Source organism: Labrys monachus (assembly GCF_030814655.1).
In the GTDB taxonomy this organism is placed as follows: domain Bacteria; phylum Pseudomonadota; class Alphaproteobacteria; order Rhizobiales; family Labraceae; genus Labrys; species Labrys monacha.
Window position 1 is genome coordinate 2,138,897 of record NZ_JAUSVK010000001.1, and the last position, 23,022, is coordinate 2,161,918.

Consider the following 23,022-nt stretch of genomic DNA (forward strand, 5'->3'; position numbering starts at 1 on the left):
CTGCCTCGCCAAGAGAGCCGCCCGCCCGCGGGGCGGGAAACGAGACGATCATGACTTCCATGCGCCCGGCCGCCCATGGCCTCGGCATCGTGCTGTTCCTGACGGGGATCTTCTTCTTCGCCCTGAACGATGCGCTCGGGAAATGGCTGGCGATGGACTATGCGGTGGGGCAGCTGTTGCTGCTGCGCTCCGTCGGCGCCTGCATCGTGCTGCTTCCGATGATCTGGCGGTTGCGCATCAACCTGTTCGACTTCGGCCAATGGCATCTGCAGGCCTTGCGTATCCTGGCCATGGCCGGCGATACCTTCTCCTTCTATTATGCCACGCGCACCATGCCGCTCGCCGACGTCATGACCTTCTATATGGCGGCGCCGCTGATCATCACCGCGCTGTCCGTCCCGCTGCTCGGCGAACGGGTCGAGCCGTTCCGGTGGGCGGCCGTTCTCGCCGGATTCGTGGGCGTGGTGATCGCGCTGCAGCCATCGGCCGCCATCTTCACCTCGTCGTCCCCGATCGCCCTGTTCGGGGCGGTGATGTTCGGCTTCTCCGTCGCCGTCACGCGGCGGCTGCGACGGACGCACTGGCTGCCGCTCGTGCTGTGGCAGTTCGTCGGTGCCGGCATCATCGGCGCGGCGACCATCCCCTTCGCCTGGGTCACCCCGAATCCGACCGACCTCGGACTGATGTTCCTGGTGGGCGTCGTCGCCATGCTCTGCTTCGTGTGCATCACGCGCGCGCTCGCCCTCGCGCCGGCTGCCGTGCTGGCCCCGTTCCAATATTCGGCCATGCTGTGGGCGACGATCATGGGCTGGATGGTGTGGCGCGACGTACCGACACCGCCGATCATCATCGGCAATGCCATCATCATCGCGAGCGGTCTCTTCATTCTCTATCGCGACCGCTCCGCCGGCGCCGTGGCTGTCGCGGAAGCATAGCGCCGGCGGATTCGGCGCTGTGAGGTATCGAATCTGCGGTGCACCCGCCCGCGGGCGAGCGGGCGGGATCGCCGCGACCCGGCTTGACAGGCTCCGCCCTTTGCGGGAACATGACATCGACGCGCGAAGAGGCGTCGTCTGACCACCGGCAACAGGTGGCGGAACGGGGGGACGGTACCGGCTCGACCTGCTCGCTCATCCGCGGGCTTTCGGGCCGTGTCGACACAAGGAGGTCCTCATGCTCGGCCGTATCACCCTCGCCGCAGCCTCGTTCATCCTGGCCGGCCACGCCGCCGGCGCCGCCGAGATCGCCATTTCGTGCGGCGCGGTCGGTCAGGAATTGGCCCTGTGCAGATCCGGCGCCGAGGCGTGGGCGAAGAAGACCGGCAATACCGTCAAGGTGGTGTCGACGCCGAACGACACCAACGACCGGCTGGCCCTCTATCAGCAGCTTCTCTCCGCGGGCGCTGCCGACGTCGACGTCTTCCAGATCGACGTGATCTGGCCGGGTACGCTCGGCCAATATTTCATCGACCTGGCGCCCTACACCAAGGGCGCCGAAAAGAGCCATTTTCCGGCCATCGTCGCCAACGATACCATCGGCGGCAAGCTGGTGGCCATGCCCTGGTTCACCGATGCCGGCGTCCTCTATTACCGCACCGATCTCCTCGCCAAATACGGATTGAAGCCGCCTGCGACGTGGCAGGATATGACGCAGGACGCCGAGAGGATCCAGGAGGGCGAGCGCAAGGCCGGCAATGATAAGTTCTGGGGCTATGTTTTCCAGGGCAAGGCCTATGAAGGGCTGACCTGCAACGCGCTCGAATGGGTGGATTCGTTCGGCGGCGGCTCGATCGTCGACGGCGACGGCAAGATCACGATCGACAATCCCAAGGCGGCTGCGGCCCTGACGCTCGCCGCCTCCTGGATCGGCAAGATATCGCCGGAGGGCGTCCTCAATTACAGCGAGGAAGAGGCCCGCGGCGTGTTCCAGTCGGGGAATGCCGCCTTCATGCGCAACTGGCCCTATGCATGGTCGCTCGGCAACGGGGCGGACAGTCCCGTCAAGGGGAAGATCGGCGTCGTCGCCCTGCCGAAGGGCGGCCCCGACGGCAAGAGCACCGGCGCGCTCGGCGGCTACCAGCTCGCCGTCTCCAAATATTCGAAGAATCCCACGATCGCGGCCGACCTCGTCGTCTACATGACCTCGCAGGCTGAACAGAAGCGTCGCGCCATCGAAGGAAGCTTCAACCCGACGATTCCCGTCCTCTATGACGATCCTGACGTCCTCAAGGCGGTGCCGTTCTTCGGCGATCTGAAGACCACCTTCGTCAATGCCGTCGCCCGGCCGTCCCGCGTCACCGGCCCGAATTACAACGAGGTTTCGAACGCCTTCTGGAACGCCGTCGCCGGCGTCCTGTCCGGCCGGCAGCAGGCCGAGGCGGCGCTGAAGGATCTCGACGGCGAACTTGCCGACATCAAGGGGGCCGGCTGGTAGAATCCTCCCCGCCTGCGTCGCGGATCCGGTTCCTGCCGGGTTCGCGGCGCTTTTTTCCGCCCTCCACCGGGTTCGGCAGCCGATCCGGGATTCCTGCGCGAGAGCGAGATGGCCGATCGATCCGAACTGACCCGCACCCGCCTGCGATCCGCCTGGCTCTTCATGGCACCGATGCTGATCGCCCTGGCCCTGGTCGCGGGATGGCCGCTGCTGCGCACCATCTGGTTCGGCTTCACCGATGCGAGGCTGAGCCGGCCCGACGCCTACCGCTTCGTCGGCCTCTCCAACTATCTCGCCGATGTCGACGGGCGCTGGATCGGGCTGCTCGCCAACAGGGTGTGGTGGCAGGCGGCCTGGAACACGGCCTGGTTCGCGCTGGTCTCGGTCGCCATCGAGACGGTCCTCGGCATCGTGGTGGCGCTGGTCCTGGACGCGAAATTCCCCGGACGGGCCATCGTCCGCGCGGCCGTCCTCGTCCCCTGGGCGATTCCAACCGTTGTCTCCGCCAAGATATGGCTCTGGATGCTCAATGATCAATTCGGCATCATCAATCATATCCTGATGACGCTTCACCTCATCGTGGTGCCCGTCGCCTGGACGACCGGCACCACCGCGATGTGGTCGGTCATCATGGTCGATGTCTGGAAGACCACGCCGTTCATGGCCCTCCTGGTCCTCGCCGCACTCCAGATGCTCCCCACCGACTGCTACGAGGCGGCCAGGGTCGACGGGGTTCATCCGGCCAAGGTCTTCTTCAAGGTGACGCTGCCCCTGATAAGGCCGGCGCTCGCCGTCGCCGTGATCTTCCGCGCCCTCGACGCCCTGCGCATCTTCGATCTCGTCTATATCCTGACCTCGGGCAGCCGCGACACCATCTCGATGTCCGGCTTCGCCCGCCTGCAACTCGTCGATTTCGCCAAGACGGGCTATGGCTCGGCGGCGTCGACCCTGTTGTTTCTCGTCATCGCCGTCGTCACCGTGCTGGTGATGACGGCAGGCAGGGTGCGCCTTTCCGGGGACGCGGCCCGATGAGCAAGGTCCTCGCATCCGCCGGTTTCTGGCTGCTGGTCGCCGCCATCGTGCTCTATTCGGTCTTTCCGTTCTATTACGCGATCCTGTCGTCGATGCGGTCCGGCCAGGGCCTGTTCGACACCTCGCTGCTGCCTGACCGCCTCGACTTCTCCAATTATGCGGCCGTCTTCCGCCAGCAATCCTTCGCCTGGAACATCCTCAACTCGATCATCGTCGCGGTGAGCGTCGTCGCCATTTCGCTTTTCCTCGGCGTGACCGCCGCCTACGCTCTGGGGCGGATCCCTTTCGCCGGACGCGGCCTGCTGCTGATGACCATCCTCGCCATCTCGATGTTCCCGCAGGTCGCGGTGCTCTCGGGCATGTACGAGCTGATCCGCCTCCTCGGCCTCTACGACACCATGCCGGCGCTGATCCTCTCGAACCTCATCCTCACGCTGCCCTTCACCGTCTGGGTGCTGACGGCCTTCATGCGGGAGATGCCGCAGGAGCTCGAGGAAGCGGCCTTCGTGGACGGCGCCGGTCCCTGGATCATCGTGCGGCGGATCTTCCTTCCGCTGATGTGGCCCGCTCTGGTGACGACGGGTCTGCTCGCCTTCATCGCCGCCTGGAACGAATTCCTGTTCGCTCTCACCTTCTCGCCGGACAACCGGACCGTGCCGGTGGCGATCGCTTCCATGACCGGGGCCAGCCAGCAGGAACTGCCCTGGGGCGACATCATGGCGGCATCGGTGGTGGTGACGCTGCCGCTCGTCGCCCTCGTCCTCGTCTTCCAGCGCAAGATCGTCGCCGGCCTCACCGCCGGCGCGGTCAAGGGATAGCAGCATGGCGAGCGTGACGCTTCGGAACATCCGCAAATCCTTCGGCCGCATGGAGGTCGTCCACGGCGTGGATCTCGACATCGCCGATCGGGCCTTCGTCGTCTTCGTCGGTCCGTCCGGCTGCGGCAAGTCGACATTGCTGCGCCTGATCGCCGGCCTGGAGGACATCACCTCCGGCGACCTCCTGATCGATGGCGAGCGGGTCAACGCCCGCACGCCCCGCGAACGCGGCATCGCCATGGTCTTCCAGTCCTATGCACTCTATCCGCATATGAACGTCTACCAGAACATGGCTTTCGGTCTCGAACTGGCGAGGACCTCGACGGCGACGATCGACGCCAAGATCCGGGAGGCGGCGCAGGTCCTCGAATTGACGCCGCTGCTCGACCGCCTGCCGCGGCAGCTTTCAGGCGGCCAGCGCCAGCGCGTCGCCATCGGCCGGGCGATCGTGCGCCAGCCCAAGGTCTTCCTGTTCGACGAGCCGCTCTCCAACCTGGACGCCGCCCTGCGCGTGCAGATGCGCATCGAGATCGCCAGGCTGCACCGGCAGCTCGGCGCGACGATGATCTATGTCACCCATGATCAGGTGGAGGCGATGACGCTGGCGGACAGGATCGTCGTGCTCAATGCCGGCAATATCGAGCAGGTCGGGGCGCCGCTCGACCTCTACCACCGTCCGAGGAACCTCTTTGTCGCCGGCTTCATCGGTTCGCCGCGCATGAACCTCATCGACAGCGAGGTCGTCGACGCGGATGCCTCCGGCGCCAGGCTCGCCTTGCCGGGCGGAGGCAGCGTCCTGGTGCGGGTGGACGGATCGAGCCTGGCACCCGCGGAGAAGGTGACCCTCGGCATCCGGCCCGAGCATCTGTCGGCGGACGGCGCGGAAGCCTGCCTGAGCGGGACCGTCGAACTCGTCGAAGAGCTCGGCGACAGCCATCTCGTTCATGTGCGGATCGCAAACGGTCAGCTGATCACGCTGCGGCAGGCCGGGGACGCTCCGCTTTCGATGACCGAAACCGTTTCCATTGCCGTACCGGGCACGCTCATCCATGTGTTCAAGCGCGACGGCTCGGCCCTGCCGCGCCTTGCGCCCACTGCAGAAAAGCCGGGGAAACTTCGTCCGGGCGCCTGATTTCGACATAAAAACAATAGTTTGTCGCGCATAATGGGGTGCCGGAACCATCGGCCGGGTGGGGCATTGACGTTTTTCGAGGTTGGAATGCGCGATGATGTCGAAACCATCACGGCGCGAGCGGATGTCGGCATGCGACACCTTCTTCCGTCCGACTTCAGAGACGCTCCCGATGTCCAGCCATTTCGAATATCGACGCATTTGCGAGGGAATCCATCATGCCGATCCGCGCTTTGATCTGGAATGAAAACCGCCACGAGCAGAGCAACGCCCTGGTCCGCCAGATCTATCCGCAGGGCATCCATGGCGAGATCGCCGCGGCGCTGGGCGAAGCCGGCGGCATCGTCACGCAGACCGCGACGCTGGACGAGCCCGAGCACGGGCTCACCGAGGAACGGCTCGAAAATACCGATGTTCTCGTCTGGTGGGGGCATACGGCACATGGCGAGGTGAAGGACGAGATCGTCAGGCGGGTGCAGGAGCGGGTCTGGCAAGGCATGGGCCTCATCGCCCTGCATTCGAGCCATTTTTCGAAGATCTTCCGATCGCTGATGGGCACGCCCTGCGCCCTGTCGTGGCGCGAGGCGGGGGAGGTCGAGCGAATCTGGGTTCTCAACGGCAATCATCCGATCGCGGCGGGCCTGCCCGAGCATTTCGAGATCGAGCACGAGGAGATGTATGGCGAGCCCTTCTCGGTGCCGGAACCGCTCGAGACCTTGTTCATCTCCTGGTTCGAGGGCGGCGAGGTCTTCCGCTCGGGCCTGACCTATCAGCGCGGGGCGGGCCGGATCTTCTATTTCCGCCCGGGCCATGAAGCCTATCCGACCTACCACGACCCCATCGTCCGCCGGGTTCTCGGCAACGCCGTCAAATGGGCCTGCAACCCGGCGTCGGCCTGGAAGCGCGTGAACGAAGCCCCCAATGTACCGCACGACAAGGCTCCTGTCCCGCTCGAGGTCAAGGGGCCCCGCCTGCATGCGGACGGCGAGGAGGGCTACCGGTGAACGCGTCGGCCGAACGTGCGGAGAAGACACCGTGAGCACAGTGCGCATCATGCTGCTCGGCACCGGCAATATGGCCGCCAACCACGCCCATCTCATCCGCATGACGCCCGATGCCGAGGTCGTGGCGGGCGTCGACGTCGATGCCCGGCGGGCGCGCAACTTCTCCGACGAGCACGGCATCCCCTATGCCTTCGGCGACCTCGACGAGGCGATCGCCTGGGGGAAGTTCGACGCCGTCGCGAACGTGACGCCCGACCAGGCGCATCATCCCACGACCATGAAGCTGCTCGCGGCGGGCAAGCATGTCTTGTGCGAAAAGCCCCTGGCCGAGACCTTCCCTCTTGCCGACGAAATGGCGCGGGCGGCCGAGAAGGCCGGGCTCGTCAACATGGTCAATCTCTCCTATCGGGATGTGCCGGCGCTGCAGACGGCGCAGATCATGATCGCCCGCGGCGAGATCGGCGAAGTCCGCCATATCGAGGCGTCCTATCGGCAGAGCTGGCTGGTGGGCAACCATTGGGGCGATTGGCGTACCGAGCCGCGCTGGCTGTGGCGCCTGTCAGAGAAGCACGGATCCAAGGGGGTGCTCGGCGATATCGGCATCCATATCCTCGACTTCGCCAGCTATGCCGTCGGCATGACGCCGGTCGCGGTGCAGGCCCAGCTCGCAACCTTCAGCAAGGCGCCGGGCAACCAGATCGGCGAATATTCGATCGACGCCAACGACAGCGCCGTCATGTCCGTGCGCTTCGAGAACGGCGCGCTCGGCGTGATCCATGCGAGCCGCTTCATGACCGGCTACGCCAACACCCTGAAGCTCGCCGTCTTCGGGACCACGGGCGCCATCGAGCTGAGCCATGGCCAGTACACCAGCCTGCGCATCTGCTCGGGCGACGGCGTGCACAACCAGGCGTGGCGGGACCTCGCAACCGAGCCGGTGAAGACCAATTACCAGCGCTTCGTGGCGGCGATAGAAAGCGGGAAAACGGCCGAGCCGAGCTTCCGGCACGCCGCCAATCTGCAGCGCGTGATCGATCGCTGCTACGACATGGATGCGGCCGCCGCCCCGCAGATCGCGTGAAGCCATCTTCGGGAGGGCTTCGGCGGGAAAGATCGACCGCCGCCATGCGTGCCGGATGCGCAGCAGCGCGAGCGGGGCGGGCGTCAACGCAGATTTGATCGGCCCGCCCGCGGATCGGCGAAAGCGCTCTTGACAGGGCTTCGCAAGAAATGGAATGATAATTCCAATTAATAACAAAAAAGGTTGAATCATTCCATTTAATGGATGAGGTGATCTGCGGTCGAGCGTTCGGAACGCTTGGTTGGACGGGAAGGAAGCTGCCGATGGACAGGGGAGCCGTGCATTTCGCGCTCAATCACATCATTGCGCCAGGATTGCCGCTGCCTGCTTTCTTCGCCGGTGCCAGGGAGCTGGAAATCGCCTGCGTGGAGATCCGCAACGACCTGCCGGGCAATGCCATCCTCGACGGCACACCGGCTGCCGAGATCCGCGCCGAGGCTGAACGCGCCGGCGTCGCGATCCTCTCGGTCAATGCCCTGCAGCGCTTCAACGACTGGTCGCCCGCCCGGGAAAGCGAGGCGGCCGAGCTTGCCGATTATGCCGTGCAATGCGGGGCGCAGGCCCTGGTCCTGGTTCCCGGCAACGATGGCGGCGGGCGGGGCGATCATGAGCGGCTGACCAATCTGACCACGGCCTTGCGGGCCCTCAAGCCCCTGTTGCGGGCCCGGGGCCTGATCGGCCTCGTCGAGCCGCTGGGGTTCGAGACCTCGTCCTTGCGGCGCAAGTCGGAGGCGGTGGCGGGAATCGACGCCGTGGACGGAGCCGATGTCTTCCGGCTCGTTCACGACACGTTTCACCATCACCTGGCCGGCGAGGATGCCTTGTTTCCGGAGCGGACGGGCCTCGTCCATATTTCCGGCGTCGAGGACGACATCGCCCCCGGCGACATGCGCGACAGCCATCGCGTGCTGGTGGGCGAAGGCGATCGGCTCGGCAACGTCGCTCAGATTCGGGCTTTGCTCGCCGGCGGTTACGAAGGCACGCTGTCTTTCGAGCCTTTCGCGGACAGCGTGCACCGCCTCTCAGAGTCGGAACTCCGCGACGGTGTCGAGAAGAGTATGAAGCTGGTCGTCAGCGGCGTACGTGCTTAGGGCACGAGACGCGGCGCGGCCGGAGGAACGCCCCAATTCCCGCCGAACGGGGATTTCCGGAAAATGACGGGTGCCGCCGGACGCCCGACCAGGAGGAACAGCGATGAAACATACCCTTATGGCGCTGGCCGTGACCGCTCTCATGGGCGGGACTGCCTATGCGGAGAATATCGGCGTCAGCATGGACAGGTTCGACGACAACTTCCTGACCGTGCTGCGCAACGGCATGAGCGATTATGCCAAGACGAAGCCGGGCCTCAACCTCCAGATCGAGGATGCCCAGAACGACATCGGCAAGCAGCTGAGCCAGATCCAGAACTTCATCGCTCAGAAGGTCGACGCCATCATCGTCAATCCCGTCGATACCGACGCCACGCCCCAGATGACCAAGCTCGCCTCCGAGGCCGGCGTTCCCCTCGTCTTCGTCAACCGCATGCCGTCCGATGCCAAGCTGCCCGACAAGGTCGCCTTCGTCGGCTCGAACGAGGTGGATTCGGGCACGCTGGAGATGAAGGAAGTCTGCAAGCTCCTCGGCGGCAAGGGGGACATCGTCGTCATCATGGGCGAATTGTCCAACCAGTCGGCCCGCCAGCGTACGCAGGACGTCGACGACGTCATTGCCAAGGCGCCCTGCACCGGCATCAAGATCCTGCAGAAGCAGACGGCCAACTGGGACCGTACGCAGGGCATCGACCTGATGACGAACTGGATCACCGCCGGCATCAAGCCCGCCGCCGTCGTCTCCAACAACGACGAAATGGCGATCGGCGCGATCCAGGCCCTCAAGCAGGTCGGCCTCGCCGGCGGCAAGACCATCGTCGCCGGGGTGGACGCGACGCAGGACGGTCTCGCCGCGATGAAGGACGGCGACCTTCAGGTCACCGTGTTCCAGAACGCCAAGGGCCAGGGCGAGGGGGCCATCGATACGGCTCTCAAGCTCGCCAAGGGCGAGAAGATCGCCGATCCCATGGTGTGGGTGCCGTTCGAACTGGTCACGCCCGCCAACATGGACAATTATCTGAAGAAGAACTGAGCAGGGCCGAATGCCGCCCCGCCGGCGCCGCCGGCGGGGTGGAAGATCGGGTGCCTCGTGCGTCCGGCGCCGTCCGCGTTGCGCGCGCAGGGCAGGGGATCCTGGCAAGGGGATTGTGATGGCCGGTTCGCAGGCAAGCGTCGAGACCGCCGGCTCCGGCGGGCGCCTGGGCTACCTCATCGAGGCCGAAGGCATCCGCAAGGGCTTCCCCGGCGTCCTTGCCCTCGACGACGTCTCGTTCCGGCTGCGGCCGGGAACCGTCCATGCCCTGATGGGCGAGAACGGCGCGGGCAAGTCGACGCTCATGAAGATCATCGCGGGCGTCTATCAGCCGGATGGCGGCGTGATGCGCCTGCGCGGCGAGGAGGTGCATTTCGCCGGGCCGCTCGATGCGCTGCGGCATGGCGTTGCCATGATCCACCAGGAATTGAACCTGATGCCGTTCATGACGGTGGCGGAAAATGTCTGGATCCGCCGCGAACCGCTGACCCGGCTCGGTTTCGTGGACCATGCCGAGCTCAACCGGCGCACCGCCCGGCTCTTCGGCCAGCTGAACATCGGCATCGATCCAGCCGTGCAGGTCGGTTCGCTCAGCGTGGCCAACCGGCAGATGGTGGAGATCGCCAAGGCGGTCTCCTACGATTCCGACGTGCTGATCATGGATGAGCCGACCTCGGCGCTCACGGAGACCGAGGTCCTGCATCTCTTCGGCATCATTCGCGACCTCAAGGCGGCGGGCAAGGGGATCGTCTACATCACCCACAAGATGAGCGAGTTGTTCGAGATCGCGGACGAGGTTTCGATATTCCGGGACGGCAAATATGTCGGCACCGATCTCGCCGGCAATCTGACGCGTGACGAGATCATCCGCCGGATGGTGGGGCGGGAAATCACCCAGATGTTCCCGAAGGAGGCGGTGCCGATCGGCGACATCGTCCTGTCGGTGCACAACCTCACTTTGGACGGCGTCTTCGCGGATGTCTCCTTCGACCTGCACGAAGGCGAGATCCTTGGTTTCGCCGGGCTGGTCGGTGCAGGCCGCTCCAATGTCGCCGAGACGCTGTTCGGGGTGACGCCGGCGAGCAGCGGACGGATCGAGATCAGGGGCGAGCCCGTCGCCATGACCTCGCCGGGCGTCGCCATGCGGCACGGCGTGGCGTTCCTGACCGAGGACCGCAAGGATACCGGCTGCTTCCTCGTCCTGAACGTGCTCGAGAACATGCAGATGGCGGTGCTGACGCAGCGCTATGTCAGGGCCGGATTCGTCACCGCCGGCGATTTGGGCGCCGCCTGCGAGCAGATGAGCGCCGCCCTGCGGGTGAAGACGCCCGACATGCACGAGCGTATCGAGAATCTCTCCGGCGGCAACCAGCAGAAGGTGCTGATCGGGCGATGGCTGCTGACGAAGCCCCGCATCCTCATCCTCGACGAGCCGACCCGCGGCATCGACGTCGGCGCCAAGGCCGAGATCCATCGCCTCATCTCCAGGCTGGCGGGCGACGGCGTGGCGGTGATCATGATCTCATCCGAGCTGCCCGAAGTCCTCGGCATGAGCGATCGCATCCTGGTTATGCATGCCGGGCGCGTCACGGGCATTCTCGACCGCGCCGAGGCCGACCAGGTTCGCATCATGGAATTGGCGGCCCGCTGACGTCCAGGCCGCCGCCGGCGGACCCGGCAGCGTTCGTCGGGCCGGCTGCGCCACAACAGGAAAGAGCGGAGGAAGCGATGTCAGCCAACGAAGCCGCAGGCCGGTCCCCGGCCGCCCCGGGGAGGCTCGCGCGGCGGCGCATTCCTCAGGAGATCAGCATCCTCGTCGTGCTCATCGGTATTTCGCTGGTATTCGAGCTGATGGGATGGCCGCTGAAGGGGCAGAGCTTTCTGCTCAACCTCGACCGCTTGAGCATCATCTTCCTGCAGACGTCGGTCGTCGGCATCATCGCCGTCGGCGTGGCGCAGACCATCATCACCGGCGGCGTCGACCTCTCGTCGGGATCCGTGGTCGGCGCGACCGCGATGATCGCGGCGAGCTTTGCCCAGGTCGCGACGGCGCGCTCCCTGGTCTATCACGGTCTGGGGGATCTGCCCTTTTTCGTTCCGGTGGCGGCTGGCCTGCTCGCCGGGCTCTTCGCCGGCGTCGTCAACGGCGTGCTGATCGCCTATGCGAGCGTGCCGCCCTTCATCGCCACGCTGGGCATGATGGTCTCCGCGCGCGGGTTCGCCATCTGGTATACCAACGGCTCCCCGGTCAGCACGTTCACGCCGGCGTTCCGCGTCATCGGTTCTTCGACCAGGCTGTTCGGCGATCTTTCGATCAACTGGCCGATTGCGATCTTCCTCGCCGTCGCCCTCATTTTCCACATCGCGATGTGCTACACGCGCTACGGCAAGTTCACCTATGCCATCGGCTCGAACATGCAGGCGGCGCGGGTTTCCGGCATCGATGTGCGGCGCCATCTCGTCAAGGTCTACGGAATCGCCGGGCTCCTGTCGGGGCTTGCCGCCGTCGTCATGATCGCACGCGGCGATTCCGCCCAGTCCGGCATGGGGCTGGGATATGAGCTGCAGGCGATCGCCGCCGTCGTCATCGGGGGGACGTCCCTGTCCGGCGGCGTCGGGCGGATCACCAGTACCGTGATCGGCCTCCTGATCCTGAGCGTGGTGCAGTCCGGCTTCACCTTTCTCGGCGTGCAGGCCTCGCTTCAGCAGATCGTCCTCGGCGCCATCATCGTCACTGCGGTCGTCATCGACCAGTATCGCCGCAACCGGCGCCGCAAACCCTGATCCACGCCCGCCCGCACGGGGTGGGATCGCCGTTTCCCGTTCGAACGGCTTGCATGCCCCGCGCGGCCAAAATAAAAGGCGGCATGAACCTTGCCTCGCCCCGGAACGTGCAGGCGCTGCCCTTCGACGGGCCGCTCTTTTCGATTTGCTCGCTCGTCAACAACGACAGCCAGTATGACCGCATGCTGGCGAGCTTCGCGCGGTACGGATTCTCTGAAGAAGATACCGAGTTCATCTTCGTCGACAATCGGGGGGGCAACACGTTCGAGGCCTATGGCGGCCTCAACGCGATGCTGGCCAAGGCCCGGGGGCGCTACATCATCTGCTGCCATCAGGACGTGGAACTGATCGGCGACGGCGCCCATGAACTTGAGGCCAGGCTCGATGAGCTGACGGCGAAGGATCCTTTCTGGGCGATCGTCGGCAATGCCGGCGCCGGGCCGGCGGGGCGGGCCGTCCGCATCTCCGATCCCTATGGTGACGACCAGCATGTCGGGACGCTGCCGGCGGTCGTTCACAGCCTGGACGAGAACTTCCTGCTTCTGTGCCGAGAAAGGCTGATCGGCTTTTCGGCCGACCTCGCCGGCTTTCACCTCTATGGCACCGATGCCTGCCTGCAGGCGGAGCTGCGCGGATTCACGGCCTATGTGATCGATTTTCACTTGCGCCATCACAGCCGCGGCAATGCGGATGCAAGCTATTTCGAGTGCATGCGCCGCCTGGAGGACAAGTATGGCCGAGCCTTCCGGTCGCGTCGCATTCTCACCACTTTCAAGCCCCTCTACATCACCGCCAATGCATGGCGTGCGCGTTTCTGGCGGTTCAGGAAATGGCAGAGAATGCGCCAGCTGCGGCTTCGCCGGAAGCAGGGAAAGGCGTGAGGCTTCATGGAAGTTGAAAGATTAGCGCTCGCGGGCCTCGTGCGCCTCGTGCCTCCGCGCCTCGGCGACGAGCGGGGATTTTTTTCCGAGACCTTCAACGCCGCCAGGTTCCGGCAGGCCGCTGGCACGGACACCGTCTTCGTCCAGGACAATCAATCCCTGTCGCGGCAGGCCGGGGTCCTGCGCGGCCTGCACGGGCAGCGGGCGCCCTTCGCCCAGGCCAAGCTGGTGCGCGTCACCCGCGGCCGCATCTTTGACGTGGCCGTCGATGTCCGGCGCGCCTCGCCCACCTACGGGCGCTGGGCCGCGACGGAGCTGAGCGCGGAGAACTGGGCCCAATTGTTCATCCCGGCCGGTTTCCTGCACGGTTTCTATACTCTCGAGCCCGAAACCGAAGTGCAGTACAAGGTCGATGCGCATTATGCGGCGGATCACGAGATCGGCGTGGTCTGGAACGATCCGGAACTCGGCATCGCCTGGCCGCTCGAAGGCGGCAGTCCGCTCCTGTCCGACAAGGATCGCGGGCTGCCGACATTTGCCGATTTCAACGCCTCGTTTGCTTGAAGCGAGGGGAGGGCGGGCCGCCATGAAAATCCTAATCACCGGCGGCGCGGGCTTCATCGGTTCGGCGCTGATCCGCTTCCTCATCGCCCATACCGATGCGCAGGTCGTCAACGTCGATGCCCTGACCTATTCGGCGACGCCCGAGGCATTGGAAAAGGGCGCCGACTCGGACCGCTACGCCTTCGTCAAGGCGAACATCCGCGATCTCGCCTCGTTGCAGGCCATCTTCACGGAGCACAGGCCGAGCCACGTGATGCATCTGGCCGCCGAGAGCCACGTCGACCGGTCGATCGACGGCCCCGATGCCTTCATCCAGACCAATCTCGTCGGTACCTTCAATCTCCTGCAGGCAGCCAGGGACTATTGGTCAGGCCTGCCGGCGGCGTCGCAAGAGGCCTTCCGTTTCCACCATATCACCACCGACGAGGTCTATGGCGCGCTCGGGCCGGGCGATCCGCCCTTCACGGAAGCCACGCCCTACCATCCGAATTCTCCCTATTCCGCGAGCAAGGCCGGATCCGACCATCTCGTCCGGGCCTGGCACGAGACCTATGCCCTTCCGATCCTGGTCTCGTCATGCTCCAACAATTACGGGCTGTGGCAGTTTCCCGAAAAGCTCATCCCGCTGGTGATCGTCGCCGCCCTCGACGGAAAGCCGCTGCCGGTCTACGGCAAGGGCGAGAACGTGCGCGACTGGCTGCATGTCGAGGACCATGCCAGGGCGCTTTGGACGGTGCTCACGAAGGGAAGAGTCGGCGAGACCTACAATATCGGGGGTGGCGCCGAGCGGAAGAACATCGACGTCGTTCGGGCGATCTGTGCGGTGCTGGACAGGCTCAGGCCGGCAAACGCGCAGCATGACCATCTCATAACCCATGTCGCCGACCGGCCGGGACATGATTTCCGCTACGCCATCGACGCCTCGAAGATCCGACGGGAACTGGGCTGGGAGCCGCTGGAGACCTTCGACAGCGGACTGGAGCGCACAGTAAGGTGGTATATCGAGTACGAGGCATGGTGGCGCGGCGTGCAGCGAAACAAGTATGATGGACGGCGTATCGGCGAGGGGCAGGGCCAGTCGTGCGCATTGCAGTGATCGGCGAGCACGGGCAGCTGGCCTCATGCCTGCGCGAACGGGCCGGGCAGGGCTGGCGCTTCCTCGGCCGCGATATCATCGATCTGGCATGTGCGGCCGATTTCGATCGGATCCTCGACCGGGAAGCGCCTGATGTGCTGGTCAATGCCGCAGCCTATACGGCCGTCGACAAGGCGGAGACCGAACCGGAACGGGCGTTCGCCGTGAACGAGGCCGCACCGGGCGCCCTGGCCCGCTGGTGCGCGAGGAACCGCGTCGCCTTTCTTCATGTCTCGACCGACTATGTCTTCGACGGTGCCGGCGACGGGCCGTGGCGGGAAGACGACGAAGCGCGCCCGCTCAACGTCTACGGTGCCAGTAAACTGGCGGGAGAGCGTGCCGTGCTGGAAAGCGGGGCGAGGGCGCTCATCTTGCGGACCGCCTGGGTCCACAGCTCCTATGGCAGGAATTTCGTCAAGACCGTGCTACGCCTGGCCCTGGAGCGTGACCGGATCGACATCGTCGCCGACCAGTCGGGCGGCCCGACATCGGCGCAGGATCTGGCCGATGGCTGCGCCGCTCTCCTGCCCTTGCTGCATGAAGGCCGGATCGAGGGCCTGCATCATTGCGGGGGCGCCGGTGCGACGACCTGGGCCGACTTCGCGCAGGCGATCTTCGAAGAAGCGCTGCAGCGTGGATTCATCCCGCGCGTGCCGGCGATCATGCGGGTGCGCTCCGCCGATTACCCGACGCCGGCCCGCCGCCCGCTGAATTCCCGCCTCTCATGCGACAGGCTGCTGGGGAAGAGCGGCGTCGCGATGCCGGGATGGCGGCTCGGCCTGCGGCGCACGCTGGATGCAATGGAGAAGACATCGTGAAGGGCATCATTCTCGCCGGTGGTTCCGGGACGAGGCTCTACCCCCTGACGCTGGCGGTCTCCAAGCAGATGCTGCCCGTCTACAACAAGCCGATGATCTATTACCCGCTTTCCGTGCTGATGCTGGCGGGGATTCGCGACATTCTGGTGATCTCGACGCCGCGGGATCTGCCGCAGTTCGAGGCTCTGCTGGGCGATGGCGGCCAATGGGGCCTGTCGTTGCAATATGCCGCGCAGCCCAGTCCCGACGGATTGGCGCAGGCCTTCGTCATCGGGCGCCGGTTTGTGGGAGCCGATACCGTGGCTCTCGTTCTCGGCGACAACATCTTCTACGGCCATGGGCTGTCGGACATGGTCGCGAAGGCGGCCGGCCGGACGAGGGGAGCGACGGTCTTCGGTTATCAGGTGGCCGATCCCGAACGGTATGGCGTCGTCGCGTTCGATGACGCGGGACGAGCCATCGACATCGAGGAGAAGCCGGCCCGGCCGAAATCCAGCTTCGCCGTGACGGGGCTCTATTTCTACGACAATGACGTGCTTGATATCGCGGCGCAGCTGCTGCCCTCGCCGCGCGGGGAACTCGAGATTACCGACGTCAACAGGGCCTACCTCCGGCGGGGCGACCTGCAGGTGGAACGGATGGGCCGGGGCTTTGCCTGGCTCGACACCGGCACGCATGAATCGTTGATCCAGGCCGGACATTTCGTCCAGACGCTGGAGACGCGCCAGGGCATCCAGCTCGCCTGCCTCGAAGAGATCGCTCTCTCGCTCGGATATATCGGCCCGGAGGACGTGCGGGCGGCCGTCCGCCGTTTGGGGCGAGGCAGCTACAGCGAGTATCTCCGGCGGATGGTCGGGGATTGATGCCTTCAGGGTACGGGCCGGCCATGGCGCCATTGCCAGTCGAGGACCTTGCGGCTCAGCCAGGATCTCCTGGCGATGTTCGCGCGCTTATCGCCCCAGGCGGCCTTGGACAGGCGCCAGCGGCTTCGCGCGCGGGCGACTTGATAGCCATGGCTGCGATTGTCCGCCACCAACAGCTCCTCCTGGTCGCCTGAATAATATATGCGCGACTCCGGCCATGATTCGGGGGGGACGACCTGCCCCGATCGTCCGACCATCGCGATGCGTCCGCCGCCCCTCAATATGCTCCTCGACAGGCTCTGCGGGCCGGATTCAAAGCGAATGCAGGCGTCCTTGGTATCCAGCGGATTATCGAACGACAGATAGAGCTCTCTTCGCAGGAAGATGGCATTGGTGCGCAGATGCGGGCTGGGAAAGGACAATTCGGGGTCAATCGACGTCCAGCTGCCGGTGGCTCCGATCACGGCATCGTCGCCGAGCCGGGCCGAAGCGTCGGCATAGACTTCCAGCCACCTCGGTGCGAGGAGACGCGCATATGAATTGAAGAAGAGGCAATGGGAAGCTTCGATCCGCGCGGCTGCGGTGCGATAGGCGGTGAGGTCGTATCCCTCGTCGGAGACGTGCAGCACGGTGGCGCGCTGTCCCCGCTCCGTGACCCATGACGAGGCGAGAGGTTCGATCTCGGCCTCGGCAAACCCCTTCTGGATCAGGAACGGCATGTAGTCGATCGCAGTTGCGTGCTTCCTGAGGCTGGCGAGAAAGCCGCCGAACAGACAGGGATCGTTGCCCCTGCGCAGGAGATAGAAGACCGCGATGCTCTTCGCTTCACCCATGGCTCATTGCGCCGCTGCGTTCTGGTCCAGATGTTCCCGCCACCAGTGATAGGTTTCCGTCAGGCGCTCTTCCGTCGAAGCGCCGGGCGTATAGCCGACCTCGTCGCGCAGCCGGGAGATATCGGCAACGATGCGCGGCGGCTCATTCGGGCGGTCGGGCAGCGCGCCTATCAGGAGCCGTGCGTCTTGGCCTGCGGCGCGCTGCAGCATTCCCGCAATGTCCGCAATCGCCAGGCCGCGACCGCTCGCGATGTTGACGGCGCCCTGCACGGGCGAAAGGGCCAGGGCGGCGAGGGCATCCCCCGCGTCGCGTATATCGATGAAATCGCGCACGGCGCTGCCCGAGGAGAGGGGGGCCGGTTCCCGTCGGGCGAGCCGGATCGCCACCGATGCCGCCAGGCGGTCCGGATGCTCCCAGGGGCCGAAGAGATAGAACAGCCGGCCCCACGCAAACTCGAAGGCCTGCAGCGCCGCATATTCAGCGAGGATCCGCCGGGTCGCGTCCTTCGTCACCGCGTAGAGCGTGGTCGGGCGGATCGGCGTTCTCCCCTCGATGCAATCGCCCTCTTCGGGCCAGTCATATTCGAAACAGGTACCGATGCCGACGAAACGCCGGACGCCGTGGCGTCCGGCCGCGCGGGCAAGACGCAAGGTTGCCGCCGCCCAGTCGAGATTGGCGGGAGTCTGCCAGAATTGGCCGTGTTCGACGCACCATGCCGCGTGCAGGATGATGTCGGGCTTCGCGCGCGAGACGACCTCGTCTGCCGCATCGGGGTCCAGAAGATCGGCAAGGATGACGCCGGGCGACGCCTCGCCGGATGCGCCTCGGGTGCACAGGACGACTTCCGCTCCGTATCGACGCAAGGCCTGGACGACCCAGCGACCGACGAACCCCGTGCCACCCGTCATCAATATCCGCACTGGTGTCCTCGCGATGGAGAAACGCGTCTTGAAAGGCGACCCTAGAACTCGCTCCCGAGTCCGGCGGGCGATTTGTCCCGCAGGACGGTGCGCTTGATGATCTTGCTCAGGCGGTAGACTCGCTTGTCGACGTAGAATGGCAGTGCCGCCCGGATGGTCAACCGCTCGACCGTCGAAAAGGGCCTTTCATCGATGTAACGTCGGCACTGTGCGGCAAACTGACGCCGCAACGCCAGCATTTCCGAGACCGGCGGCTTGGTGCCCTTCTTCGGCGTGTAGCTCTTGGTGACGAGCCGCTGGATGAAGACGGCCTCGGGGACGATGGCCACACTGCGGTCCAGCAGGAACGGAAACAGGATGAGATGGTCCAGCGCCCAGGCGTGCGGGAAGGCGGTCCAGGCCCTCTCGAACTCCCTGAGCAGGGCATCGCGGTTCCAAAGGCCGTAGAACCATCCAGCATGGGAGTTGAACAGGAGCTGCAGAATGTCCCTGGTCGCCGATTTGTGCTCGAGCGGCCTGGGGCGTGAATATCGGGAGCGCCCGTTGGAGCTCAGGGTGTTCGTGGTCGGTACCGCCAAGCGCGCCGCCGGATCGGCGATCAGCGCATTATTCAGTCTTTCGATATAGTCGGGCGAGCAGAGGTCGTCATGTGCCCGCCACATCATATGCGGCGTCGTGCAATCGAGGATGATGCGATGGAAGTTCGGCATCGCCCGGATGTTTTCGGGATGCCGGATGTGACGCACCCGTGAATCCCGCGCTTCGAAAGCTCGCGCGATGTCCGGTGTCGCATCGGCCGAAGCATTGTCGTAGATGCGGATCTCGATGTCGCGCAACGTCTGAGCCAGCAGGCATTCGATACATTCGCGCAATTGATCCGCGCCATTGTAGACCGGAACGCCGACGGTGACTGTCGTCATGAATGCCTTCTCGCAGCGAACCTGGTCCGGCGGATCGAGACCCGGCGCCTGTCGGGACGGTTCTAACCCACGGCCCGCCGGCGATGCAAGGCGGGAGCCTTCGCAGGACCGAGATCGTCTAAGCAGAATTTTCGGGTCCTTCCAACGGATGGATCCGAAGATTGCCGCGTCCTTTCAAGAGTCCTGCAGAGATTCACGGGCATTCTCACCCGTGAATCTCTGCTTAGGAACCGGCCTTGTCAAAGGCCCGGTCGAGGCGATCGCCCAGGCGCTCGATCGCCGCTGCGAGACGCATCTCGATGTCGCGCGCGGAGCGGGCGGAGACATAGTCGCGGGCGACCTCGAGACGCATGCCGGCGATCTCGTCGCGAACGGCCTGCACCATCGACCATGCGCGCCAGAAGGCGCCACCGACGATGGCGACGACGCCGATGAGCGGCGCCAGTTGCTCCCACTCGATCGGCGCACTCACGATGTCCGTCCGGGGCTTGCGCCGGCGGCGAGGCGATGGACGCGGAACGGCATGGTGGTCTCCTTCTCTGCGCTTCGTCTTGGCGAAGGTCCGCAGCGTTGCTGGCGTGTGACATGGGTGAAAGCGCGTAGCATCAGGGTTCCGTTTCCAGCGACAATGTCAGCGACAACAGCGTCGCGGGGCGGGGACCGGCTGCGATCAGCTCGATCTGGCCTTTGTCGTTCCAGCTCGACGCGAAGCGGCAATCGTGAAAGCCGGTTACCAAGGGGGGCGCGGCGACCAGCGGGTCGGTCGTGGCGCGGAAGGCGATTTCCTCGACACCGGCCTCGTCTCGTCCCACCATCATCGAGCCGGTTTCGAACAGGTCGAGCTTTGCGCTCACCACCTTCTTGCGTCGCCCGAGGCCGGAGCCGTCGCCGATGGACAAGGGCGAGGGAAGCGTCCGCGCCCTCGACGTCATCGGCAGCCCCACGGTGATCGTGGCCGCGGCCCGGCCGGAGGCGAGCGGCACGCTGCCGCCGGTCACCACCTGGTCGGTCTCGCGGGCGCCATCGGCGAGGATCGATACCGTCTCACCTTCGAGATGCGACAGGCCGCTGACAGAGGTCACCGGCGCCCCGGAATATTGCAGCCCGCAATCGACATACCAGGCCTGCGCCGGGTCCATCGTCGCCGCTTCGAAGGGCGCCGCCATGCGCTCGATATAGCGCCGGGTCTGGCCGTTGACGGTGCGCCGAACGATCATCCAGAGTTCGTTGCGGTCGGTGCCGGGAATGGTGCAGCTGCACTCGACAAAGCCGTCGCCGCCGAGCTGGTGGTGATGCATGCCGGCCATCGACTGGTCCTTCTCATAGGTGAGGCCGACCAGCTCGCCGTTGCCGACCGGGAGCCAGACGATGCTGTCCGGCTCCTGCGCGTAGCAGAGCTCGACGATGCCGGACTGCACCAGGTGCTCGGACAGGATGGAGATGTCCGGCGTCTGATAGTCGATGCCGTTGTCGGACCGCACGAATTCGCGCATCGCCTTGCCGAAGGTCGAGACGAACAGCGTGGACGCACCGACCTTGACCGGCCGCACCGCTTCAGAGGCATAGTTGGATGCGAGTTCCTGGCGGAAATTCGAGGCCGAGAAGGGCAGGTTGGCGCTGTCGCGGCCGAGCGTGCGCGCCGCGCCGGCCGTGCCCATCAGGAGTTCCTGCGACTCGGCGATCCACTGGATCTCGTTGACGTCGGTGAGCGTGAAGGTGATGGCATCGTCGTCGGCCGTCGGCACCGTCGTGGAAAAATCGAGCGTGGTGCCGTAGCCCCCGCTCTTGGTCATCCACACGCCGTTGGGCTGGGCATCGGTGCGGGCATAGGCCTTGCGCCCTTCGAAGGTGGCGACATGGGCGGGCCAGCCCGTCGTCGCGCTCCAGGCGCCGAGCTTCCATTGCTGGGTGCCCTTCGTCGTCGGCAGCGCCGAGCCGGTGGCCTTGGCCGTCGCCACCGTGGTCGAGGCCACCGATGCGATCTTGAACGGGTGGAACCGCGCGTCCGAGCCGAGCAGCGACACATAGCGCCCGACATCGCTCGCCGCGAAGCCGGTGTTGTTGTTGATGCCCGTCGTCGAGGAGGCCGTCAAAGTGATCGCCGCGGCGGCGGACGGATCCTCCAGATAGGCCATCTTGCTCAGTTCGCGATAGGTGCCGCCATTGTTGTTGATGAGGGAGAGGCGGTAATAGGCGTAGGCCGTCGTGTTCGTGAAGAGGTAGGACCGCGTCTCCCCGAAGCTCCATGAGGTCTGCCCGAATTGCGAATCGAGCGTGACCCATGTGGTGCCGTCGTTCGAGCCCTCGAACGTCCAGGATTTCGGCGCGTTGAGCGAGCCGAGGTCGTTCGGGTCGTTGACGGTGATCGAGAAGCCGGACTTGATGGAATAGCCAACGATCACCCGCGCCGCGGCGAACTGGTAACCGATCCATGCAGACGCATCAGAGCTGATCCAAACCGAATTGGGATCCCCATCGAAAACATGCCACGCCGCGCCCGCATAGGTGCCGGAGGCCGTGACCGTCCCGCTCGGCGCGGTGTTGCTGGTCATGATCGGCACCGCATTGCCGGTGTCGCTCGGCGTGATGATCGTTCCCGTGGCGTTCAGCGGCAGATAGGGGCCGTCCGTGGTCGCCACCGGGTTGAGGGCCCATGAGGTGTTGCCGAGGCGGGAGATGCGCTGCGGCTGATAGGCCCTGTGGGTGATGTCGAGCACGTCGTTGGTCTGGTCGTAATCGAGATCAGGCAGGTCGGCGTCGGCATAGGAATGGGCGACTTCCACCGTGCCGACCCGGCCGCCCAGGGCGTAGACCCGGAACACACCGGCATTGAGCACCAGCACATAGGCCTGGCTGGCATTGTAGATGAAGGGGATGAGCCGCGCCGGCCTGCTGCTGTCCTTCACTTCGGCGATGAACTGCGTGCCGGGTCGGCGCTTCAGGCCGCCCTGGCGCATCACCATCCAGTTCCGGCAGATGGAGAGGCCCATCTTGAAATGGTCGAGATCGGCCCGGCTGTGCAGCTTGGGCGTCAGCTCGCCGCGGCCGAAGGTGGCCTGGATCGAATAGATCGTCATGCGCGCCTCGCATCGAGCCAGAAATCGTCGATCGGATCGTCGGGCGTACCCTCGAGCGCATCGATGCTCTGTGCGTCGTTGATCAGGCTGGCGAAGATCTGTCCGACGGCCTGGCTGTAGGATTGCTTGCCGGTGATGAAATGGGCCGCCTTCTGGGCCAGCGCGGCGGCGAGCGCGTCGCAGAACTGGCCGTCGAATAGGCCGGGATTGTCGATGCGGCGGATGTAACGCAGCTTGAGCGGCGCCTCCTGCCGGGTGAGGATCTGCGCCCCCTCTACCTTGAACGGCACGGGGCGCCCGTTCTCGGTGCCGTCTGTCGTCAGAGGCAGCACGCGCAGGCAGTCGCTCGGCAGGTCATAGGCGTTGGGCCAGCCGAACAGAGGCGGCACGGCGGAGGCCGCGAGGCTCGCGCGGGCCAGGGCGAAGTTCCAGGGATGCTTGCGCATCAGGCTCCACGCCATCGGCCAGAAATTGCGCTGGAACCAGCGGCCGACCGCGCCGGTGTCGTCGATGGAGGTCAGAGGCGCCTCGTCGAGATAGTCGAGCGCGAGGTTGCAGATGGCGGTGACGTCGAGTTGCGAGGGCATGGGCGACCTTCGGGA

22 protein-coding genes are annotated in these 23,022 nt (G+C 65.3%); 16 read left to right on the plus strand and 6 right to left on the minus strand.

Annotated features, from left to right (window positions below; genetic code table 11):
* Positions 1-50: 50 nt before the first annotated feature.
* The 16 genes from J3R73_RS09675 (at position 51) to rfbA (ending at position 16,669) form a co-directional block, all read left to right on the plus strand.
* Positions 51-935 carry a DMT family transporter gene (locus J3R73_RS09675; protein WP_307425610.1) on the plus strand — a complete coding sequence of 295 codons (885 nt, stop codon included), beginning with the start codon at positions 51-53 and terminating at the stop codon, positions 933-935.
* 238 nt (positions 936-1,173) lie between these two features.
* Positions 1,174-2,433, plus strand: a complete 1,260-nt coding sequence (locus tag J3R73_RS09680) for an ABC transporter substrate-binding protein (RefSeq protein ID WP_307425612.1) — start codon at positions 1,174-1,176, stop codon at positions 2,431-2,433.
* A gap of 108 nt (positions 2,434-2,541) precedes the next feature.
* Positions 2,542-3,465 carry a carbohydrate ABC transporter permease gene (locus J3R73_RS09685; protein WP_307425614.1) on the plus strand — a complete coding sequence of 308 codons (924 nt, stop codon included), beginning with the start codon at positions 2,542-2,544 and terminating at the stop codon, positions 3,463-3,465.
* Complete coding sequence (locus J3R73_RS09690) at positions 3,462-4,283, plus strand: carbohydrate ABC transporter permease (RefSeq protein ID WP_307425616.1); 822 nt, start codon at positions 3,462-3,464, stop codon at positions 4,281-4,283. The genes J3R73_RS09685 and J3R73_RS09690 overlap by 4 nt, the downstream gene beginning before the upstream one ends.
* A 4-nt stretch (positions 4,284-4,287) precedes the next feature.
* On the plus strand, positions 4,288-5,415 hold the full coding sequence (locus tag J3R73_RS09695) for an ABC transporter ATP-binding protein (RefSeq protein ID WP_307425620.1): 1,128 nt from the start codon (positions 4,288-4,290) through the stop codon (positions 5,413-5,415).
* A gap of 218 nt (positions 5,416-5,633) precedes the next feature.
* Complete coding sequence (locus J3R73_RS09700) at positions 5,634-6,419, plus strand: ThuA domain-containing protein (protein ID WP_307425623.1); 786 nt, start codon at positions 5,634-5,636, stop codon at positions 6,417-6,419.
* Between the two features lie 40 nt (positions 6,420-6,459).
* Positions 6,460-7,500 (plus strand): Gfo/Idh/MocA family protein, encoded by a 1,041-nt coding sequence (locus J3R73_RS09705; RefSeq protein ID WP_307437242.1) that lies wholly within the window; start codon positions 6,460-6,462, stop codon positions 7,498-7,500.
* 263 nt (positions 7,501-7,763) lie between these two features.
* Positions 7,764-8,591, plus strand: coding sequence for a TIM barrel protein (locus J3R73_RS09710; RefSeq protein ID WP_307425626.1), 828 nt, complete (start codon positions 7,764-7,766; stop codon positions 8,589-8,591).
* Positions 8,592-8,694: 103 nt separating this feature from the next.
* Positions 8,695-9,624, plus strand: a complete 930-nt coding sequence (locus tag J3R73_RS09715; protein ID WP_307425629.1) for a sugar ABC transporter substrate-binding protein — start codon at positions 8,695-8,697, stop codon at positions 9,622-9,624.
* 118 nt (positions 9,625-9,742) lie between these two features.
* Positions 9,743-11,275 (plus strand): sugar ABC transporter ATP-binding protein, encoded by a 1,533-nt coding sequence (locus J3R73_RS09720; RefSeq protein WP_307425633.1) that lies wholly within the window; start codon positions 9,743-9,745, stop codon positions 11,273-11,275.
* Between the two features lie 77 nt (positions 11,276-11,352).
* On the plus strand, positions 11,353-12,408 hold the full coding sequence (locus tag J3R73_RS09725) for an ABC transporter permease (protein WP_307425636.1): 1,056 nt from the start codon (positions 11,353-11,355) through the stop codon (positions 12,406-12,408).
* A gap of 83 nt (positions 12,409-12,491) precedes the next feature.
* Positions 12,492-13,289 carry a hypothetical protein gene (locus J3R73_RS09730; protein WP_307425640.1) on the plus strand — a complete coding sequence of 266 codons (798 nt, stop codon included), beginning with the start codon at positions 12,492-12,494 and terminating at the stop codon, positions 13,287-13,289.
* Between the two features lie 6 nt (positions 13,290-13,295).
* Positions 13,296-13,853: a dTDP-4-dehydrorhamnose 3,5-epimerase gene (gene rfbC / locus J3R73_RS09735; RefSeq protein ID WP_307425643.1), complete on the plus strand. Its 558-nt coding sequence runs from the start codon at positions 13,296-13,298 to the stop codon at positions 13,851-13,853.
* A 22-nt stretch (positions 13,854-13,875) separates the two neighbouring features.
* On the plus strand, positions 13,876-14,949 hold the full coding sequence (gene rfbB / locus J3R73_RS09740; RefSeq protein ID WP_307425646.1) for a dTDP-glucose 4,6-dehydratase: 1,074 nt from the start codon (positions 13,876-13,878) through the stop codon (positions 14,947-14,949).
* Positions 14,934-15,806 (plus strand): dTDP-4-dehydrorhamnose reductase, encoded by an 873-nt coding sequence (rfbD, locus tag J3R73_RS09745; RefSeq protein ID WP_307425649.1) that lies wholly within the window; start codon positions 14,934-14,936, stop codon positions 15,804-15,806. The genes rfbB and rfbD overlap by 16 nt, the downstream gene beginning before the upstream one ends.
* Entirely contained in the window at positions 15,803-16,669 is an 867-nt protein-coding gene (gene rfbA, locus J3R73_RS09750) for a glucose-1-phosphate thymidylyltransferase RfbA (RefSeq protein WP_307425652.1), read from the plus strand. Before rfbD ends, rfbA begins: the two co-directional genes overlap by 4 nt.
* Positions 16,670-16,674: 5 nt before the next feature.
* Here rfbA and J3R73_RS09755 read toward each other — a convergent pair whose 3' ends face one another.
* The 6 genes from J3R73_RS09755 to J3R73_RS09780 all read right to left on the minus strand — a co-directional run bounded on the left by J3R73_RS09755 (position 16,675) and on the right by J3R73_RS09780 (position 23,007).
* Positions 16,675-17,502, minus strand: a complete 828-nt coding sequence (locus J3R73_RS09755; protein ID WP_307425655.1) for a hypothetical protein — start codon at positions 17,500-17,502, stop codon at positions 16,675-16,677.
* A gap of 3 nt (positions 17,503-17,505) precedes the next feature.
* Complete coding sequence (locus tag J3R73_RS09760; RefSeq protein WP_307425658.1) at positions 17,506-18,411, minus strand: NAD-dependent epimerase/dehydratase family protein; 906 nt, start codon at positions 18,409-18,411, stop codon at positions 17,506-17,508.
* A gap of 53 nt (positions 18,412-18,464) precedes the next feature.
* Positions 18,465-19,343, minus strand: coding sequence for a glycosyltransferase family 2 protein (locus tag J3R73_RS09765; RefSeq protein ID WP_307425661.1), 879 nt, complete (start codon positions 19,341-19,343; stop codon positions 18,465-18,467).
* Positions 19,344-19,566: 223 nt separating this feature from the next.
* Positions 19,567-19,815 carry a hypothetical protein gene (locus J3R73_RS09770; protein WP_307425664.1) on the minus strand — a complete coding sequence of 83 codons (249 nt, stop codon included), beginning with the start codon at positions 19,813-19,815 and terminating at the stop codon, positions 19,567-19,569.
* Between the two features lie 133 nt (positions 19,816-19,948).
* Positions 19,949-22,420 carry a phage tail protein gene (locus J3R73_RS09775; protein ID WP_307425667.1) on the minus strand — a complete coding sequence of 824 codons (2,472 nt, stop codon included), beginning with the start codon at positions 22,418-22,420 and terminating at the stop codon, positions 19,949-19,951.
* A complete protein-coding gene (locus J3R73_RS09780; protein ID WP_307425670.1) occupies positions 22,417-23,007 on the minus strand; it encodes a phage connector family protein in 591 nt (196 codons plus the stop codon). The genes J3R73_RS09775 and J3R73_RS09780 overlap by 4 nt, the downstream gene beginning before the upstream one ends.
* Between the last annotated feature and the right edge of the window lie 15 nt (positions 23,008-23,022).

Excerpts from the sequence above, each read along its gene's own strand:
- J3R73_RS09685 (WP_307425614.1), top strand. The coding sequence starts at position 2,542 with ATGGCCGATCGATCCGAACTGACCCGCACCCGCCTGCGATCCGCCTGG.
- J3R73_RS09725 (WP_307425636.1), top strand. The coding sequence starts at position 11,353 with ATGTCAGCCAACGAAGCCGCAGGCCGGTCCCCGGCCGCCCCGGGGAGG.
- J3R73_RS09730 (WP_307425640.1), top strand. The coding sequence starts at position 12,492 with ATGAACCTTGCCTCGCCCCGGAACGTGCAGGCGCTGCCCTTCGACGGG.
- J3R73_RS09760 (WP_307425658.1), bottom strand. The coding sequence starts at position 18,411 with ATGACGGGTGGCACGGGGTTCGTCGGTCGCTGGGTCGTCCAGGCCTTG.
- J3R73_RS09765 (WP_307425661.1), bottom strand. The coding sequence starts at position 19,343 with ATGACGACAGTCACCGTCGGCGTTCCGGTCTACAATGGCGCGGATCAA.
- J3R73_RS09675 (WP_307425610.1), top strand. The coding sequence starts at position 51 with ATGACTTCCATGCGCCCGGCCGCCCATGGCCTCGGCATCGTGCTGTTC.
- J3R73_RS09780 (WP_307425670.1), bottom strand. The coding sequence starts at position 23,007 with ATGCCCTCGCAACTCGACGTCACCGCCATCTGCAACCTCGCGCTCGAC.
- rfbC (WP_307425643.1), top strand. The coding sequence starts at position 13,296 with ATGGAAGTTGAAAGATTAGCGCTCGCGGGCCTCGTGCGCCTCGTGCCT.
- J3R73_RS09680 (WP_307425612.1), top strand. The coding sequence starts at position 1,174 with ATGCTCGGCCGTATCACCCTCGCCGCAGCCTCGTTCATCCTGGCCGGC.
- J3R73_RS09695 (WP_307425620.1), top strand. The coding sequence starts at position 4,288 with ATGGCGAGCGTGACGCTTCGGAACATCCGCAAATCCTTCGGCCGCATG.
- J3R73_RS09700 (WP_307425623.1), top strand. The coding sequence starts at position 5,634 with ATGCCGATCCGCGCTTTGATCTGGAATGAAAACCGCCACGAGCAGAGC.
- J3R73_RS09720 (WP_307425633.1), top strand. The coding sequence starts at position 9,743 with ATGGCCGGTTCGCAGGCAAGCGTCGAGACCGCCGGCTCCGGCGGGCGC.
- J3R73_RS09775 (WP_307425667.1), bottom strand. The coding sequence starts at position 22,420 with ATGACGATCTATTCGATCCAGGCCACCTTCGGCCGCGGCGAGCTGACG.
- J3R73_RS09690 (WP_307425616.1), top strand. The coding sequence starts at position 3,462 with ATGAGCAAGGTCCTCGCATCCGCCGGTTTCTGGCTGCTGGTCGCCGCC.
- rfbB (WP_307425646.1), top strand. The coding sequence starts at position 13,876 with ATGAAAATCCTAATCACCGGCGGCGCGGGCTTCATCGGTTCGGCGCTG.
- J3R73_RS09715 (WP_307425629.1), top strand. The coding sequence starts at position 8,695 with ATGAAACATACCCTTATGGCGCTGGCCGTGACCGCTCTCATGGGCGGG.
- J3R73_RS09755 (WP_307425655.1), bottom strand. The coding sequence starts at position 17,502 with ATGGGTGAAGCGAAGAGCATCGCGGTCTTCTATCTCCTGCGCAGGGGC.
- J3R73_RS09710 (WP_307425626.1), top strand. The coding sequence starts at position 7,764 with ATGGACAGGGGAGCCGTGCATTTCGCGCTCAATCACATCATTGCGCCA.